This window comes from Gordonia sp. i37 (assembly GCF_002043085.1).
In the GTDB taxonomy this organism is placed as follows: domain Bacteria; phylum Actinomycetota; class Actinomycetes; order Mycobacteriales; family Mycobacteriaceae; genus Gordonia; species Gordonia polyisoprenivorans.
The window spans coordinates 1-14,814 of sequence record NZ_MVPX01000041.1 but is presented as its reverse complement, the minus strand read 5'-3'; the positions used below and the strand labels follow the sequence as shown (position 1 = coordinate 14,814).

The window sequence follows — 14,814 nt, the reverse complement described above, 5'->3', positions numbered from 1 at the left end:
AAGGCACTGGCCACCGGCGACATGCTCAGCGGCGGCCGGCTCACCGTGGGCCTGGGTATCGGCGGCCGCCACGAGGACTATCGCGCCGTGGGCGCCGACCTCGCCACCCAACGTATGCGCGTCCTCGGTGAACGTGCCCAGATAATGCGCTTGGTGTGGGCGGGGGAGAACCTCACCGGCGCCACCCGACCGGTCGGGCCGTCGCCCGTCCAGGCCGGCGGTCCCGAATTACATGTCGGGACAACGGGTCCGGCCACCATCCGCAGCGCCGCCGCCTGGGCGTCCGGTGTCGCCGGGGTGACCCTCGACCTCGATCTCACGCGGCAACGCGAACTCTTCGACATCGCACGTACCGCGTGGGCCGACGCGGGGAGGCCGCCGCCGCACCTGGCCACCTCGTTCTGGTTCGCCTTCGGCGACGGCGACGCGCCGCGCGCACAGATCCACCGACACCTGCGTCGCTACATGAACTGGATACCGGCGGAGTTCGTCGACGCGATGGCCCCGACCACCGGCTGGGCCGGGACCGAGGACGAATTGCGGGCGGTGCTGACGGCGTTCGCCGACATCGGAACCGACGAGGTCCAGCTGATTCCCACCAGCGCCGACCCCGACCAACTGCACCGAGCCGCCGAGGTGGCCGAGGACTTCCGCCTGACGTGACCGGCGCGTGACCACATGCTCGCCGGGGTGTCGACTGCGCATCAACCTCAGCCTCTCCGGTGACGGCGCCCAATGAGCGGACCATCCTCGGCTCATGTCCATCACCACCAACGACATCGTCGAATGGAACACCTCGCAGGGCACCACACATGGCACGGCTCGCGAGAAACGCACCTCCCCGTTCACGTTCGAGGGCCAGAAGTTCAACGCGTCCGATGACGAGCCCTACTGGATCGTCGAATCCGACAAGACCGGAGCGAAAGCCGCACACAAGGAGTCGTCGCTGACGAAGAAGAAGTAGCGATCGCCACGACGTACTCGCAGCATTACTGCAGGCGCCGCATCGCCCGCGCCGCGAAGTCATCGAGTGCTGCTGTCACCTCGATGGCTTGCCACATCCGGTTACGCCGGAAGCCGGTGAATTCCACCAGTACACCGGCCTCCACGAGCGGGGCGATGGCCCGGCCGGCATTTGTCGGCGAGATGCCGAGCTCGCCGGCCACCGTCTTGGTGTCCACGACCGGTTGGCGCAGAACAACATCGAGAAGCCGTTGAGCCGATGACCCACCACGAACCCGGACGATATCGCTCCAGTGACTGCGGATTCGCCGAAGCTCCGACACCAGGTCGGTTGCTTGCGCGATCGCAGACATCGCTGCGTTGGCCATCGTCTCGATGATGGGGACGACATCGCCTTCGCGATACGCATCGAGGGTGGCGAAATAGTGTCCGGTGTCGGCGAGTAGTCCTGTCGAGACCGGAATCGTGACGGTGTGGGTCATTCCGTGGTGGCGAAACATGGACTGCACCAGCGCCCGACCGGTGCGTCCGTTCCCGTCCGGAAAGGGGTGGATCGTCTCGAACTGGGCATGTGCGATTGCGGTGGCGAGCAGTGGCGGCAGATCTGTGCGGCGCGCGAAAATCAGCAGATCATCGATGAGTTGGGGCACGTATCGCGCGGCGGGGGCTACGAAGTCGGCGCCGTGTGGACCCACTCCCGAGCCACCGATCCATACCTGATCGGTGCGCCAGGCGCCGGCGATCGCCGGATCGTGGTTCTCGAGCAGTGCGCGATGCATGGCAAGAATGGTGTCGGCGTCCAATCGGTCGGCCAGCGCTATCGCCGCGCTCATCGCAGCGACGTTGCCGACGATGGCGGTCGCGTTGCGCTTCTCGGTGCTCCCGAGCTGTGCGAGGGCTATCTGTTTTGCGCCGGACGAGAGGTTTTCGATCTGGGATGACGAGGCAGACTCGGAGCGGAGCAGGATGGTGGCGAACGACGCTATCTCGCTGCCGAACTCGGCGTCGAAACGGGCGATCATCGCACTTGCCTCGGATACCAGTGTCGCCAGCGGCGCCGGGACAGCCGGAGTCTTGTCGGCGATGAGCGGCACGACGGCGGCGCGGTAGTATCCGCGATGACGGTCCCGCTGCGCACGCGTGAGCAACTCGGCCGGAATTGTCGGTGTCCAGTCGAGGTACTCATAGTCGATGGCCGGCCACATTCGCGACGTTCACCTATCTGAACGAAATAGCTGAGAACATGCGCCCACCATACTCTCGCTTATCTGCTAAGTGAGAATAAGGAGAGACCTACCCTCACCCAGCCGGACGCATCCGGGGCCGCGGCTCGTCGTCGGGCAGGACCACCACCCGCAGGGCGGCACGGAACTTGTCGGTGGTCACCCGCCAGCCCTGCTCCTCGTGGCGGCACGCCTGCGCCTCCTCCGGATCGTCGGCCTCCTCGGCGGACTGCGCCCACGACAGATACTGCTCCTCACACGTGCGGATCAACTGCAGCATCTCCGAGCGGTCGTACCCGCAGATCTGGGCGATCTCGCGGGGACTGAGCACCGCGTTGTCGGTGTCGAGTTGCAGCACCGCCAGCAGGGTGTCCGGCAACGGATCCGAATCCTCGGCTTCGGCCGGCGAATTCGCTTCCACACCAACGGTATCGGCGCCTGAACGCACGCGTGCGACGATGCGCGGCACGTCGTCGTCGATGAAGCCGAACCAGTCGGCCAGGCCGGCCCGCAGGTTGTCGCCGGAGAACACGGTGACGTCGATGACGCGGTGCGCGAACACCTGCCGTTGACGCAGCATCACCCGGATACCGTCGCGCGAGGTCGGTTGCGCTGCGATGTAGGGTGCCGCGACGAGGGGATCGGAGACGGAATCGGTGAGCATCGCGAACGCCACCAACCGCGGCAGATCCTCGTACACCCGCAACCACGACGGCGGCTCGGTCGGCAACACGACGTCTCCGTCGTCGTCGACCTCGATGCGTTGGCCGGTGACCTCCTTGAGCATCGAGACGACGAGAGTCCGCAGATGTTCCGGACCGTGCGGGACGACCCCGGCGCGCAGCGTGGGCTCGACGCGGGGCGGCTCGTCGGCGAGAAACGGCGCGCGCAGGAATGTCGGATGCACCGTCTCCCACACCTGACGGAAGGTGTTGACGATGGCAGCGGCCATCTCGTCGGCGCGGGCATGTCCACCCTCGAGAATGTAGGAACCGTCGGCCAGCCGGCGCCAACCGAGTGCGCGCAGTTGCCCGACCTGGACCCGGTAGCAGTCGACGGAGGTGTGCAAGGTGAACGGGTCTAGGGTCAACCGCACCCGATGCGCCCGCGTGTACCGGATGTCGATCCGCCCGTGCGGGCCCTCCGGGATGCTGGGGTCCTGTTCGATCCAGGTGAGATCGGCGGCGGTCAGCTCACGGAGGAATGCGGCGAGTTCGGTGCGGAACTCCTGCCAGGCGTCGTCGATGGATGCATCGAAATCATTGGTGCGCATCGTTTCTCCCTCCGGTCGCGAAGGGGACGTTCCCTTCACCGATGACGATAGGGCAGGGGTACGACACTTTCGGAACGGCCGGCGTCAGCTCACCTCGGACGACACGCCCCACCTGCTCGCTAGCTCGGCGACGGGCGCTGACCACTCGCGATCGCCGTCGCCCCAGGCCACCTGGGTGACACCGGTCGCGAGATCGATGTCGGCGCGCGCCCATGCCCCCGCCACCGCACGTCCGCGCCGCAGCAACCGCAGATGCCCGTCGGCGAGTGTGGTCTCACACGGCCCGTCGAACGCCGGATGGGTGTTGCGGAACCGGCACAACGCCAGCAGCGCCCCGACCACCGGGCGGCGGAGGTCCTCGGCGATCTCGGCATGCGTGTAGTGGTGACGATTGATGTCGCGGCCGACGCCGGTCCGATCGAGCAACTCCATGTCGTTGCCGCCGGCCAGCAGCCCGACGTAGTAGACCTGCGGGATGCCCGGCACGAACAACTGCAGCGCGCGGGCGCTCAGATAGCGCTCGTCGTCACGGCCGAGAGCATCGTAGAACGTCGAATTCGCCTGATAGATATCGACATTCGCAGCCGATGTGCCCGTCGCAAGGCGACTCGTCCCGCCGGTGCGCCGGTGAATCTCCTCGACGAGCTCGTGAACCTGCACGGGGGTGAGCAGCCCTGGACCTTCGACCGGGTCGGGTCCGACGTCGACGACCCCGATGCCGTCGTGGGTGTCGAGGACGGTGACGGCGTTGTCGGGGCGGATCTGCAGCCACCGAACCAGCGCCTGCGCATCGGCGGTGTACAGGGTGTGCAACACCAATGCGGGCAGAGCGAAGTCGTAGACGCGGTCGACCGAGCGCGCGATGGCGATCTGCCGCGCGAAATGCGAGTGCACCTCGACGAGGACCTCGACACCCCGCGTGTGCGCCTTCGCCGCGAACTCGTCGATGAAGGCGATGGTCTCGGGTGTCATGAAACACGAGGTTCCCGGTGTCTTGATCGCATATCCGACGGCGTCGAGACGTAGCGCGCTCACCCCGGCATCGGTGGCCGCGTCGAGGATCGAGTCGAGGTAAGCCCGGCCCGGCGCCGACCGCACGTCGATGTCGATCTGGGCGGCGGTGAAGGTGGTCCACACGTACCGCACGCGCCCGCCGAGCGCGATGGCCGTGAACGGCAACCCGGGCCGCGGCCGGTAGATGGCCGTCAGCTGGTCCTCGGTGGCACCGTTCGGGAACACCGACGACAGGGTGAGAAACATTGGCGCATAGTCCGACTCGTTGCCGTGGGCGACGACGTCACGAAACTGTGCCGAGTCCGCCGACACGTGGTTGATGATCTGATCGGCCATCACCTCGTGCGTGGTCGCGAGGTCGGTGATGTCGGCCCAGCTCCCCAGCCGGGGGTCGACGCGGGTGTGGTCGACGGGGTCGAATCCGGCGTCGGCACCGTCGAACGGGGTGAAGAACGGCAGCACATGCACCCCGCCGAACACACCGTCGAAGGGGCCTCGCAGGAGTGCGGTGAGCCCGGCGAGGCTGCCACCGAACCGATCCGCGTACGCAATCAGATGCACCGTGTTCTGCACGACGCCAACGCTACTGGGTGACGTGCATTTGCGGCGCGAATCGGGCTCAGGCGAGGGTGGTACTCCTCACGCCTGCGTCATCGGGGTCACCACCGTCGAGGTGGCGGCAAGCAGCGCTGCGCCTCGCGCACAGACGAACTCGGCGTCGGCGGGGATGACGACGGGACAGTCGAACCGGGCGGCCACGCTGTCGGCGAGCAGCGGGAACGTCGGGGCGGTGCCGATGAGCACGACGTGGTCGGGACCGGGATCGGTGTCGCCGCAGCGCTGCAGGGCGCGCACGATCTCCGCCGCCTGCGGGCGGGCGAGGCCGTAGAGGTCGTCGAGGGTGAGCGTCACACCGTGCTGCTCGAGTCCGCGGACACCTGGTGTGACGACCTCCATGCGGGTCGACATGGTGCGCAACGTGGTTCGGACTTCCGCGCAGTGCGCTCGCACCTGGGCGAGTAGCGCCGGATGCGGCGGCACCGGGTGCCCGGCCTGCGCCGCCTTCGCCAGGACCCGATGCTCGAGACGGTCGTCGAGGTGGCACACGCCCAACCCGGGAAAGCGGTGCGCGGTGATGGTCGTTAGATGTCCCGAGCGTGGCCGACGCGCATGGGCGACCACGGCGCTGTCGTCGCGCAGGTCGCAGACGGTCACGCTATGCGCCCGGTCGAGACCGTCGCAGTGGTCCACCCATTCGAGCGCGGCGTCGGTGTCGGGAACGAGCAGCAGCGCCCGATGGTCGGCGAGTCCGGCGTCAACGAGACTGCGGTGGAACAGCGATACCTGCGGGACGGTCCAATAGGTCGGGTGCGCGATGAGCAGCCGTGCGACATGTTCGCCGACGGTGGCCTCGAGGTGCGCGACCAGGACGACGAGCAGCCGGGCGGCGAGGTCGTCGGCGAGACGGTCCGGACCGCCGGGTGCGCTCAGCGGACGTGGATCACCCAGATGGTCGACGAAGTGGCGGTAGGTGGCATCGGCGTGACGCCGATCGGGCAGGGCTGCGGCGGTGTGCGCGGGCCAGCGCAGCGCGGCCGGGAAGGTGTACTGCGAGTCGATCCGGACGGAACCGACAGATCGGTCGGCGGTGGCCGTTCGGCCGCCGGAAGACGCGTCGCGAATGACCGCAACGCGCACGTGGTCGGATTGGAGATGAAGCCCGACAACCACACTCATGATCAACCTCCGCAGACGCCGGTGGAACGTCGGTGGGCACGGAAGTGGCTCACCAGAATCCACGATGCGCTTGTGGCCTGGTGAGCCGCTGACGACATCGTGAGGATTGCCTGGCAGACAGGTTGCGGATTGGGCACGAGCGCGCCCCCAACCATCGGCCGGGGGCGCGCTCGTCGATCGGTCAGTGTGCTCAGCCGAGCTGGGCGGCCACGATCTGGCTCTCGAATTGCGGATGCGTGGACAACCATTCGGTCACCGCGCCGTCGGGATTGTTGCCGCCGTACTTCTGGGTCATCAGATTTTCCAGCTCCGACAGGTCGGCGTCGGGGACGACGAGATTCTTGAACAGCTGCGCGGCCTTGGGTGCCTTCTCACCGAAGCCCTTGGTGGCGAAGTTCCACAGGCCTTCCTTGCCGCCGAGCGCGCCCTTCGGGTCCTGCAGGTCACGGATCTTGAACGCGGAGTAAGCCCAATGGGGCTTCCACAGGGTGACCGCGACGTTGGTGTTGTCGGCTTCGGCCTTGCGGATCGAGGCGAGCATCGCCGCGGTGGACGAGGTGGTGAAGGTGAGATCCTGCAGACCGTACGCCGGGATCACCTTGTCCTTGACGATCGCGGTCTCACCGGCGCCGGGCTCGATGCCGACGAGGGTGTTGTTGTACTGCGACGCCATCGATTTCAGGTCGCCGATCGACTGCGCGGGCGACGAATCGTTGACGGCGATGGTCAGTTTCGCGTTGTCGTACCAGCAGCCGAGCGGTTCGAGCTGGTCGCCGTAGCGGTCGATGTAGGTTTTGTGCGTGCTCGGCAACCACACATCGGTGAGCACGTCGACGTCACCCTTGGACGCCGCGGTGAAAGCGGCTGCCGCGTCGAGGGTTTTGACGTCGGCGGTGTAGCCGTTGCGTTGCAGGATGTTCTTCATCAGGTAGGCGGTGGCCGTCGACTCGTCCCATCCGCTGAACGCACCGATGGTGACGTTGGTGTCGTTGCCGGCGCCGAGGCTGCCCGCGGGTGCCTTGCCCTGCGTCAGCGAGCAATTCGCGTACTTCGACGCGAGATCGTTGGTGGCGCTGGTGGTGCCGCCGGAGCCGCTGTCGGAGTTCGAGTTCGACGCACCACAGCCGCTCAGCGCCAGCGCGCCGACCGTCACCACGGCGGCGAGCACCCCGAGCTTTCTCGTCATCTTTCTCATCTCTACCTACCCTCTTTCCCTACTTCACGGTCTCGGGTGTTCAGAGTTGTGCGACGCGGCCGCGGTTACCGATCGCCGAACTCAGCCGGTCGAGGTAGACGGCGATGATCACCACGGCCAGACCGGCTTCGGAACCGAGTGAGAGGTTGAGCGTCTGCAACGCCTCGTTGACCTGGCCGCCGAGCCCGCCGGCACCGGCGAACCCGGCGATGACGACCATCGACAGTGCCAGCATGATGACCTGATTGATACCTGCCATGATCGTGGGCATGGCCAATGGGATCTGGATCTGGCCGAGGATGCGGGCCGGGCTGGAGCCGAAAGCCTGTCCGGCCTCGACCACTTCGGGATCGACCTGACGGATCGCCAACTCGGTCAAGCGGATACCCGGGGGCATGGCGAAGATCAGTGTCGACACCACACCCGGAGTGGGGCCGATGCCGAACACGATGATCACCGGGACCAGATAGACCAGCCCGGGCAGCGTCTGCATCAGGTCGAGAACGGGGCGCACGATCGACGAGACCACCCGGCTGCGGGCGGCGAGGATACCGATAGGCAACGCGATGATCAGCGCAATGATCACCGAGACCAGCACCAGTGCAATGGTGTTCATCGCGTTGACCCACTGGTCGAAGGCGCGGATGAAGTAGAAGCCGATCACCGCGAAGATCGCGAGCTTCCACCCCTGCCGCCACCCGGCGGCCAGCAACGCCAGCGCCGCGAAGATCACGATCATCACGTAGTACGGCGGACTCGACAACACCGTGTTGAACGCATCGTAGAGACCGGTGATCACCGTCTTGATGGCGTCGAACAGCCAACCGGCATGGTCGGTCAGCCAATTGAAGGCGGACTCGATGGCGTCGCCGACGTGGATGCGCGGGTTGACGAAGCTCATGCGTTGTCCTCCTCACGCGGGGCGAGCGCAGCCAGCAGGCTGGTCCGCGGGATCACCCCGCGCAACCGGCCGTCGTCGTCGGTCACCACCAGCGGGACCACGGATTGTGCTGACGGAGCGAACAATTCCGCGATCGGGGTCGAAGCGTTGACCCGGACCAGCGAGTCGGTGCGCACGAGTGGCCGCAGATCCGGCGGGTCGTCGGGCATGGTGGCGATGTCGTCGTCGGTGAGATAGCCCAACAGTCGGCCGTCGTCGGTGACCAGGGCGCGATCGGTCTGGTGGTGACGCATCGCGATGATCGCCTCCTGCGGTTCGGCGGTGACGGGCAGTGTCACCTGCGCGGGTTGCAGCACCGACGCGGCGGTGAGCACGCGGGTGCGGTCGACCTCGGCGGTGAACTTGGCGACGTAGTCGTTGGCGGGCTCGGTGAGAATCTGTTCGGCCGAACCGATCTGGACGATCCGACCGGATCGCATGACGGCGATCCGGTCGCCGACGTACATCGCCTCGTTGAGATCATGGGTGATGAACACGATCGTCTTGCCCAGGGACGCCTGCAATTCGACGAGTTGATCCTGCATCTCCCGGCGGATCAGCGGGTCGAGTGCTGAAAAGGCCTCGTCCATCAACAGAATCGGGGTCTCGGCGGCCAGCGCACGCGCCAATCCGACGCGCTGTTGCATACCGCCGGACAACTGGCGGGGATAACGGTCGCCCCACCCGTGCAGACCGACCGTCTCGAGCCAGTGGTCGGCGCGCTCGAGCCGCTCGGCCTTGGCAATTCCCTTTTCCCGCAATGCATAGGCGGCGTTATCGCGGACGCTGCGGTGCGGCAGGAGCGCAAAGTGCTGGAACACCATGGAAATCGAGTCGCGGCGGATCTGCCGCAGGTGCTTGTCGTTCACCGCGGCGAGATCGATATCGCCGACGAACACCGAACCGGCCGACGGCTTCCACAGTCCGTTGAGGGTGCGGATCAACGTCGACTTGCCCGATCCGGACAACCCCATCACGACGAAGATCTCGCCGGGCGCGACATCGAAGGTGGCGTCGATGACCGCGGCGGTACCGAGGTCCTTCACGTCGTCGGCGTCGGCGCCCTCGCGGAGGCGCTTGACGGCCTCGTCGGGTCGGCGTCCGAACACCTTGTAGACATGTTCGGCGCGTAGCGCGGGCCCGGCTGCGGACGCGGTGGTCGCGCTGTCGGTCTCGGGCGAGATGGTCACCTCTCCTCCTTCCAGCAGGCACCCAGGCGTTGCGCATCACGCAACAATCTGTGCTCGTGGCAATTGCGGCACCCTTTTGGTCACCCTGAACAGAAGCTGTGTGGCGCATGGGCGGTACTCGGAAATGAACGGCCGGCGACTGCACTGTCGGTTTTGTCGGACATCGGGGAATGCGGCGCCGCGCGCTGTCGTCCGAACATACGAACGCGGCCACGCCCCCGGGATGATCGGCCGGCCGCAGAGGCGGCGCACTGTTAGGCTCCGAGCCTGCGCCGCAGGATCTTTCAAGGAGACATGATGCGACTTGCCCGGGTGATGCTCACTCTTGGTTGTGCGGCACTGCTCACCGCGACGGCGGCGTGCTCGTCGGTGAATGGTTCGGCCTCCGGGGAGCATGGTTCTGGCGCTGACTCGACTGCGTCGTCGAGTGCGGCGCCACTGGTGGTCAACGCGACGCTCGGCAAGGTGTGGAGCCCCTATCAAAAGGGATACGGCGAGGTCCGACCGTCGGAGATCTTCAACGGCGGCGATCCCACGGGCCTGGTGAGCAACGTGGTGTGGTCGTCGTGGGGCGGCCCGCAGGCCACCGGAACCGGCTCGGCCCTGTACGGAGGCTCCGGTGAGATCGTTGCCGAACAACATGCCGAACAAGCCACCGTCGTCGCCTTCAATCTCGGTACCTGCGACGGAGCACAGCGGTATCAGGCCATCGAATGGTTCTTCCCACAGCACGGCGAACACTTCGACCCGAGCCGCTACATCAACATCTGCTCAGGCGACTACGTCGACCCGGGTTCGCCCGACACCGGCTCATCGACAGCCGCCACCAGCACTGCCGCATCGGGTTCCGGTGCCTGGTCCGGGGATCAGCTGACGATCACGCCCACGTCACTGGGGGTGGTCAAGGTTGGCATGTCGGTGCAAGCAGCCGCTGCAGCAACGGGATTGACGTTCCAGGTCAAGGGCGACGGAGCGCGCGGTCCCGCCATGAACAGGCAGAACGAACTCTACGTCGACGGCGATCCCGTCCGGTGCGTGGTGGCCTCCGGTACCAGCGCCACCGGTCCTGCGGTCACCACCGAGAAGGGTGTCGGACTCGGCGACCCGCAAAGCGCTGTGACCGCCGCATACCCTGACGCCCAACCGATTCCGCAGAACGGTCCCTTCGCCCGGCCCGGATACTTCGCCACAGTCCCCGGTGGACAACTCTCGTTCACCATCAGCAACGGCGTCGTCAGCCGGATCGCCGGCGGAGCGGACGTCACCTCGCCGAACTGCTCGGTCTGAGAGCAGCGCCCGGATCAGGCGCTCAGCGCCGCCGCAGATTCGCGGGCCACGGCATAGGTGCGCTCGGCCTCGGCCGGTGTATCCACCTGTGGTGGTGAGCCGTTCAGCGGCTGTCGGGCTGATTCGCGGAGGAACAGGACGGCAACCAGGCCGACGATCCCGCTGCCGATCAGATAGAAGCCGGGCATCAGGTGATTGCCGGTGGCGCTCACCAGCGCCGAGGTGACCAGAGGGGTGGTGCCGCCGAACGCCGAGACCGCGATGTTGAATCCGATCGACAGCGCTCCGTAGCGTACCGAGGTCGGGAACAGGGCGGGCAGCGTCGAGGCGGTCGGCGCGGCGAAGCATGCCAGGATGACGCCGAACACCACGCATGCGACGATCGGCGCCCAGATGGTGTCCATCCCGAACAGGATGAAACACGGTACGGCGACCACGATTTGCAAGATCGCGCCGATTGCGAAGATGGGTCGACGGCCGATGTGGTCACTGAGCCGACCGAGGAACACGATCAGGGCGACCACCACCAGCATCGACAGCAACACCAGGAGGTCGGAGCTGAGCTGGCCGCGACCGATGACGTCGGTGAAATAGGTTGGTAGATAAGCGGTGATCATGTAGTTGGTGACGTTGTAGAGAATGACCAGGCCGATACACACCAGCAGCGGTCGCCAGAAGCGAACGAAGATGGTGCCGATCTCGCGGCCGGCGCTCTCGGTCTGTTTGACCTTGGCGTCGTGTTCGTCGAGCTGCTTCTGGAATGCCGGCGTATCTTCCAACCGCATCCGCAGGTAGAGGCCGATCAGTCCCATCGGACCCGCGATGAAGAACGGAATGCGCCACCCCCACGACGTCATCGTGTCGTCGCCGAGCGCGGCATTGAGCACGGTCACCATCAGGGAGCCGAGCGAGTAGCCGATGAATGTGCCGAAATCGAGCCAGCTGCCCAGGAATCCGCGTCGGCGATCGGGGGAGTACTCCGCGATGAAGGTGGTGGCCCCACCGTATTCACCGCCGGTGGAGAACCCCTGGATCATGCGCGCCACGAGCAAAAGGATCGGTGCCCAGATGCCGATGACGCCGTAGGACGGGATGCAGCCGACCGCGAAGGTGCCGGCGGCCATCATGATCATCGTGACGGCGAGCACCTTCTGCCTGCCGACCCGATCACCGAGCGGGCCGAAGAAGAACCCGCCGAGCGGACGCACGAGGAACGCCGCGGCGAAGGTCGCGAAGGTGGCCAGCAGCTGCGCGCTCGACGACGCATCCGGATAGAAGACCTTGCCCAGCGTGGCGGCGAGGTAGCCGTACACACCGAAGTCGAACCACTCCATCATGTTTCCCAGCGCCGCCGCCCCGATCGCTCGCTTGAGCATCGGCTGGTCGACAACAGTGATCGACTCCTGTGTCAGCGGAGGCTTGCGGCGGATGAGCGCGGCCAATGAATGCAGGTGGCGCTCGACGACGTGGGCGTGCGCCCAGTGCAGAGGCGACGGCCTGTGGCCGGCAGGTGCAGGATCAGGCATTTTCTTAGCGTAGGTAATCGTCCCCACTTTCCGCGAATCCGCAAGCGTTATGGGCGAATTGATCGATATGTCCGGCTGCGCTCCGCCGCTGTGGGGATCGATGGCTACAACCCACTCGCCGTCCTCCCCGCCGGTGGTCCCGAGTCGCCTGCTCGTTCTTATGATGGTCCCGACTCGCCTGCTGTCTCCTCATGATGGTCGAGGTGCCGAGGAGCGCAAGCGACGAGCCTCGAGACCCTTTGTGCCGAAGCTGGTTTCGTACCTCGTCCATCCCGGCGGCGAGCCTGATTCGGCCAGCCTGTCGTCAAGCGGTGACTTCCTCGTCGGAGGGTGTTGCTCGATTGTCGTTGTCCACGCAGCACTGTCGGTGCGTGCTGGTGGATCGTAGGCGGGACCCCCGCCGTAGGTGTAGCCCAGTACGGCACTGTTGTAACCCCCGAGGGTGCGCTGCCGTTGTCGGCGCCGAAGATGCCTGGCAAACAGGGCGAGGAGGGCGGCGGGTAGCGCGAGCGATCCGGCCCCGAGGAGTATCCCCAGCCACATCGATTCAGCATAAAGAATCTCTGGTGCGTTATCGATACTTCATGGCCAGTTCAGAGGCGCAGCCACGACCACTCGCCTGTTTTCAGTCATTCGCAAAGTAGCCCAGCCCTCGCGACCTGGGCTTTTGCTGCGGAGCTACTCGCAGAATGACTGAAAACAGGCGAGGCCGGGCTCAGCTGCGGCCGAACTCCCTGCTAACGCACGTCCGCCGACTCCGGATCGTCGACCAGTCGGCGCAACCCCATCGACTCGAATGCGACGACGTAGATCAGCGTCCACAGGACCAGCCAGTCGACGAATCCCAATGCGTTACCGGCCAACCCGGAGGCGACGGCGGGTTCGTGGAGGACGTTGCCGGCGGCAAACCGGTAGTAGAGTAGGAAGGTTCCGACGGCCAGGACAAAGGTCAGCGCCGCGCGGACCGCGGGTGCGAATCGGTTGCCGAAGCCGTTCGCCCAGAAGATCATCCAGAATGCCCAGCACACACCGATCTGTGCGGGGAACTGATGGATGGTGTTGCCCAGTTCGGCCGAGGCCTGCGAACCGACGAGCAGCTTTGCCAGCGGGAGCATCACGAAGTAGATCGCCGTCCCCAGCAGGGCGTTGCCGATCGTCGAGGCAAGCGCCGTCTTTCCGCCGCCGCCGAATAGCTTCCACGGCCAGTTGTCGAGTGTCTGTCCGGTCAGGATCACCGACACCACAATCGAATAGAACCATCCGAGCACGGTGTCGAGCGACATCATCGGATTGGTCACCGACGACGACACCGCGGGCAGTCCGATGACGATGTAGAGCGCCAGCGTGGGGATGGCCACGAATGCGATCTCGCACAGTCCGATCAACGGTTGCTTCATCCCCAGCGCGGTCCATGGCCAGTGCTGCCAGTTGAGCACCACCATCACCCACGTCCCGAACCCGAACAGCACGAACAGGGCGCCCGAGAAGTAGCCCATGCCGCCGGCGCGGGAACCGGCGAAGTCGGGGAACAGCGCACCCAGGCCGCTACCGAGCAGCCAGGTCACGGCGACGGCGAAGACCGCCGTCGAGACCAGGACGGCGATGCCGCGCAGGGGCTGGCCGAGCCGGTCGAATCCCACGAACTCGGAGTTGAAGCCGATGAACACGATGAACAGAATCGCCCAGAACAGTGCGGCGTTGAACGGCAATGGATAGAAGTGCCACGGGCTCGACGTCGGATCGGCCAGCAGATACCAGCTGAGCACCGAGACCACGACGACGACAACGAGGTTCGACACCCCGAGCAGCAGCCATCGTCGGGAGCCGGGCGGTGGCGCCGGATTCTGCTGGTCGGCGGGCGGTTCGACACCGGTGGTCATCGTCATGGCACTGCGCTCCTCGAGGTCTGCGTTGGGCAGTCCGCAACACTATGAGCTGCATCACAAGGTGGTGACAGGGTTGCGGAGCGTTGCACGACCTCCAGGTGCGGGCAACCCCCTGCAACGCTTGCCTCTGCGCGTAAGCCGACGACAGCACCACGACAGCCACCTGCGCCACCCTGTCGGTATGACCATGCTGACCGCGATCGCCGACGACGGACACCTCCTGTCCGCGCACGTCCACGGAGTCGGTCCCACGATCCTCGTTGTACCGCCCGGCGGTGGCGACGCGAACTCGTGGAGCACCGTTGCCGAGCACCTCGCCGACGCGCATCGAGTGGTGGTCATGAACCGGCGGATCTACGAGCCAGACGCAGTGATCACGCTGCCGCACACCATGAGCCGAGAGGTGAGCGACATCGCGGCGGTCACGCGGGCCAGTGGTGCACCGGTCATCGGGGTCGGGCACTCGTCAGGAGCGACGGCACTGCTGTGTGCGGCCGCCGAGCATCCGAACCTGTTCTCCGAGTTGGTGCTCTACGAGCCGCCGGTCCCCACCACGAGTCTGATCGGCGGCGCCGCGGGG

The 14,814-nt window shown here is 66.0% G+C and carries 13 protein-coding genes; 4 read left to right on the top strand and 9 right to left on the bottom strand.

The window, feature by feature from the left end; translation table 11 throughout:
* Positions 1 to 663, top strand: a 663-nt coding sequence (locus B1964_RS01505; protein WP_079928523.1) for an LLM class flavin-dependent oxidoreductase, incomplete at its 5' end; no start/stop codon positions are given.
* 94 nt (positions 664 to 757) lie between these two features.
* Positions 758 to 964, top strand: coding sequence for a DUF2945 domain-containing protein (locus B1964_RS01500; RefSeq protein ID WP_079928521.1), 207 nt, complete (start codon positions 758 to 760; stop codon positions 962 to 964).
* 25 nt (positions 965 to 989) lie between these two features.
* On the opposite strand, the gene B1964_RS01495 is transcribed toward B1964_RS01500, so the two are convergent.
* The 7 genes from B1964_RS01495 to B1964_RS01465 form a co-directional block, all read right to left on the bottom strand.
* Positions 990 to 2,168: a Fic family protein gene (locus tag B1964_RS01495; protein ID WP_079928520.1), complete on the bottom strand. Its 1,179-nt coding sequence runs from the start codon at positions 2,166 to 2,168 to the stop codon at positions 990 to 992.
* Positions 2,169 to 2,262: 94 nt separating this feature from the next.
* Entirely contained in the window at positions 2,263 to 3,459 is a 1,197-nt protein-coding gene (locus B1964_RS01490) for a hypothetical protein (RefSeq protein ID WP_079928518.1), read from the bottom strand.
* 84 nt (positions 3,460 to 3,543) lie between these two features.
* Positions 3,544 to 5,046: a sucrose phosphorylase gene (gene gtfA / locus B1964_RS01485; RefSeq protein WP_079928517.1), complete on the bottom strand. Its 1,503-nt coding sequence runs from the start codon at positions 5,044 to 5,046 to the stop codon at positions 3,544 to 3,546.
* A gap of 66 nt (positions 5,047 to 5,112) precedes the next feature.
* Positions 5,113 to 6,210 (bottom strand): molecular chaperone, encoded by a 1,098-nt coding sequence (locus tag B1964_RS01480; protein ID WP_079928516.1) that lies wholly within the window; start codon positions 6,208 to 6,210, stop codon positions 5,113 to 5,115.
* Positions 6,211 to 6,400: 190 nt separating this feature from the next.
* On the bottom strand, positions 6,401 to 7,396 hold the full coding sequence (locus B1964_RS01475) for a glycine betaine ABC transporter substrate-binding protein (protein WP_253193846.1): 996 nt from the start codon (positions 7,394 to 7,396) through the stop codon (positions 6,401 to 6,403).
* A 49-nt stretch (positions 7,397 to 7,445) separates the two neighbouring features.
* Positions 7,446 to 8,306, bottom strand: a complete 861-nt coding sequence (locus B1964_RS01470) for an ABC transporter permease subunit (protein ID WP_020172845.1) — start codon at positions 8,304 to 8,306, stop codon at positions 7,446 to 7,448.
* Positions 8,303 to 9,535, bottom strand: coding sequence for a glycine betaine/L-proline ABC transporter ATP-binding protein (locus B1964_RS01465; protein WP_020172844.1), 1,233 nt, complete (start codon positions 9,533 to 9,535; stop codon positions 8,303 to 8,305). The genes B1964_RS01470 and B1964_RS01465 overlap by 4 nt, the downstream gene beginning before the upstream one ends.
* Positions 9,536 to 9,829: 294 nt before the next feature.
* On the opposite strand from B1964_RS01465, the gene B1964_RS01460 reads away from it, so the two are divergent.
* A complete protein-coding gene (locus tag B1964_RS01460) occupies positions 9,830 to 10,822 on the top strand; it encodes a hypothetical protein (protein WP_253193845.1) in 993 nt (330 codons plus the stop codon).
* Positions 10,823 to 10,836: 14 nt separating this feature from the next.
* Here the strand turns inward: B1964_RS01460 and B1964_RS01455 are convergent, their stop codons facing one another.
* Positions 10,837 to 12,348, bottom strand: a complete 1,512-nt coding sequence (locus tag B1964_RS01455; protein WP_079928514.1) for an MFS transporter — start codon at positions 12,346 to 12,348, stop codon at positions 10,837 to 10,839.
* A 737-nt stretch (positions 12,349 to 13,085) separates the two neighbouring features.
* On the bottom strand, positions 13,086 to 14,234 hold the full coding sequence (locus B1964_RS01445; protein ID WP_079928513.1) for a hypothetical protein: 1,149 nt from the start codon (positions 14,232 to 14,234) through the stop codon (positions 13,086 to 13,088).
* A gap of 181 nt (positions 14,235 to 14,415) precedes the next feature.
* On the opposite strand from B1964_RS01445, the gene B1964_RS01440 reads away from it, so the two are divergent.
* The coding region (locus tag B1964_RS01440) for an alpha/beta fold hydrolase (RefSeq protein ID WP_253193844.1) at positions 14,416 to 14,814 on the top strand (399 nt) is incomplete at its 3' end.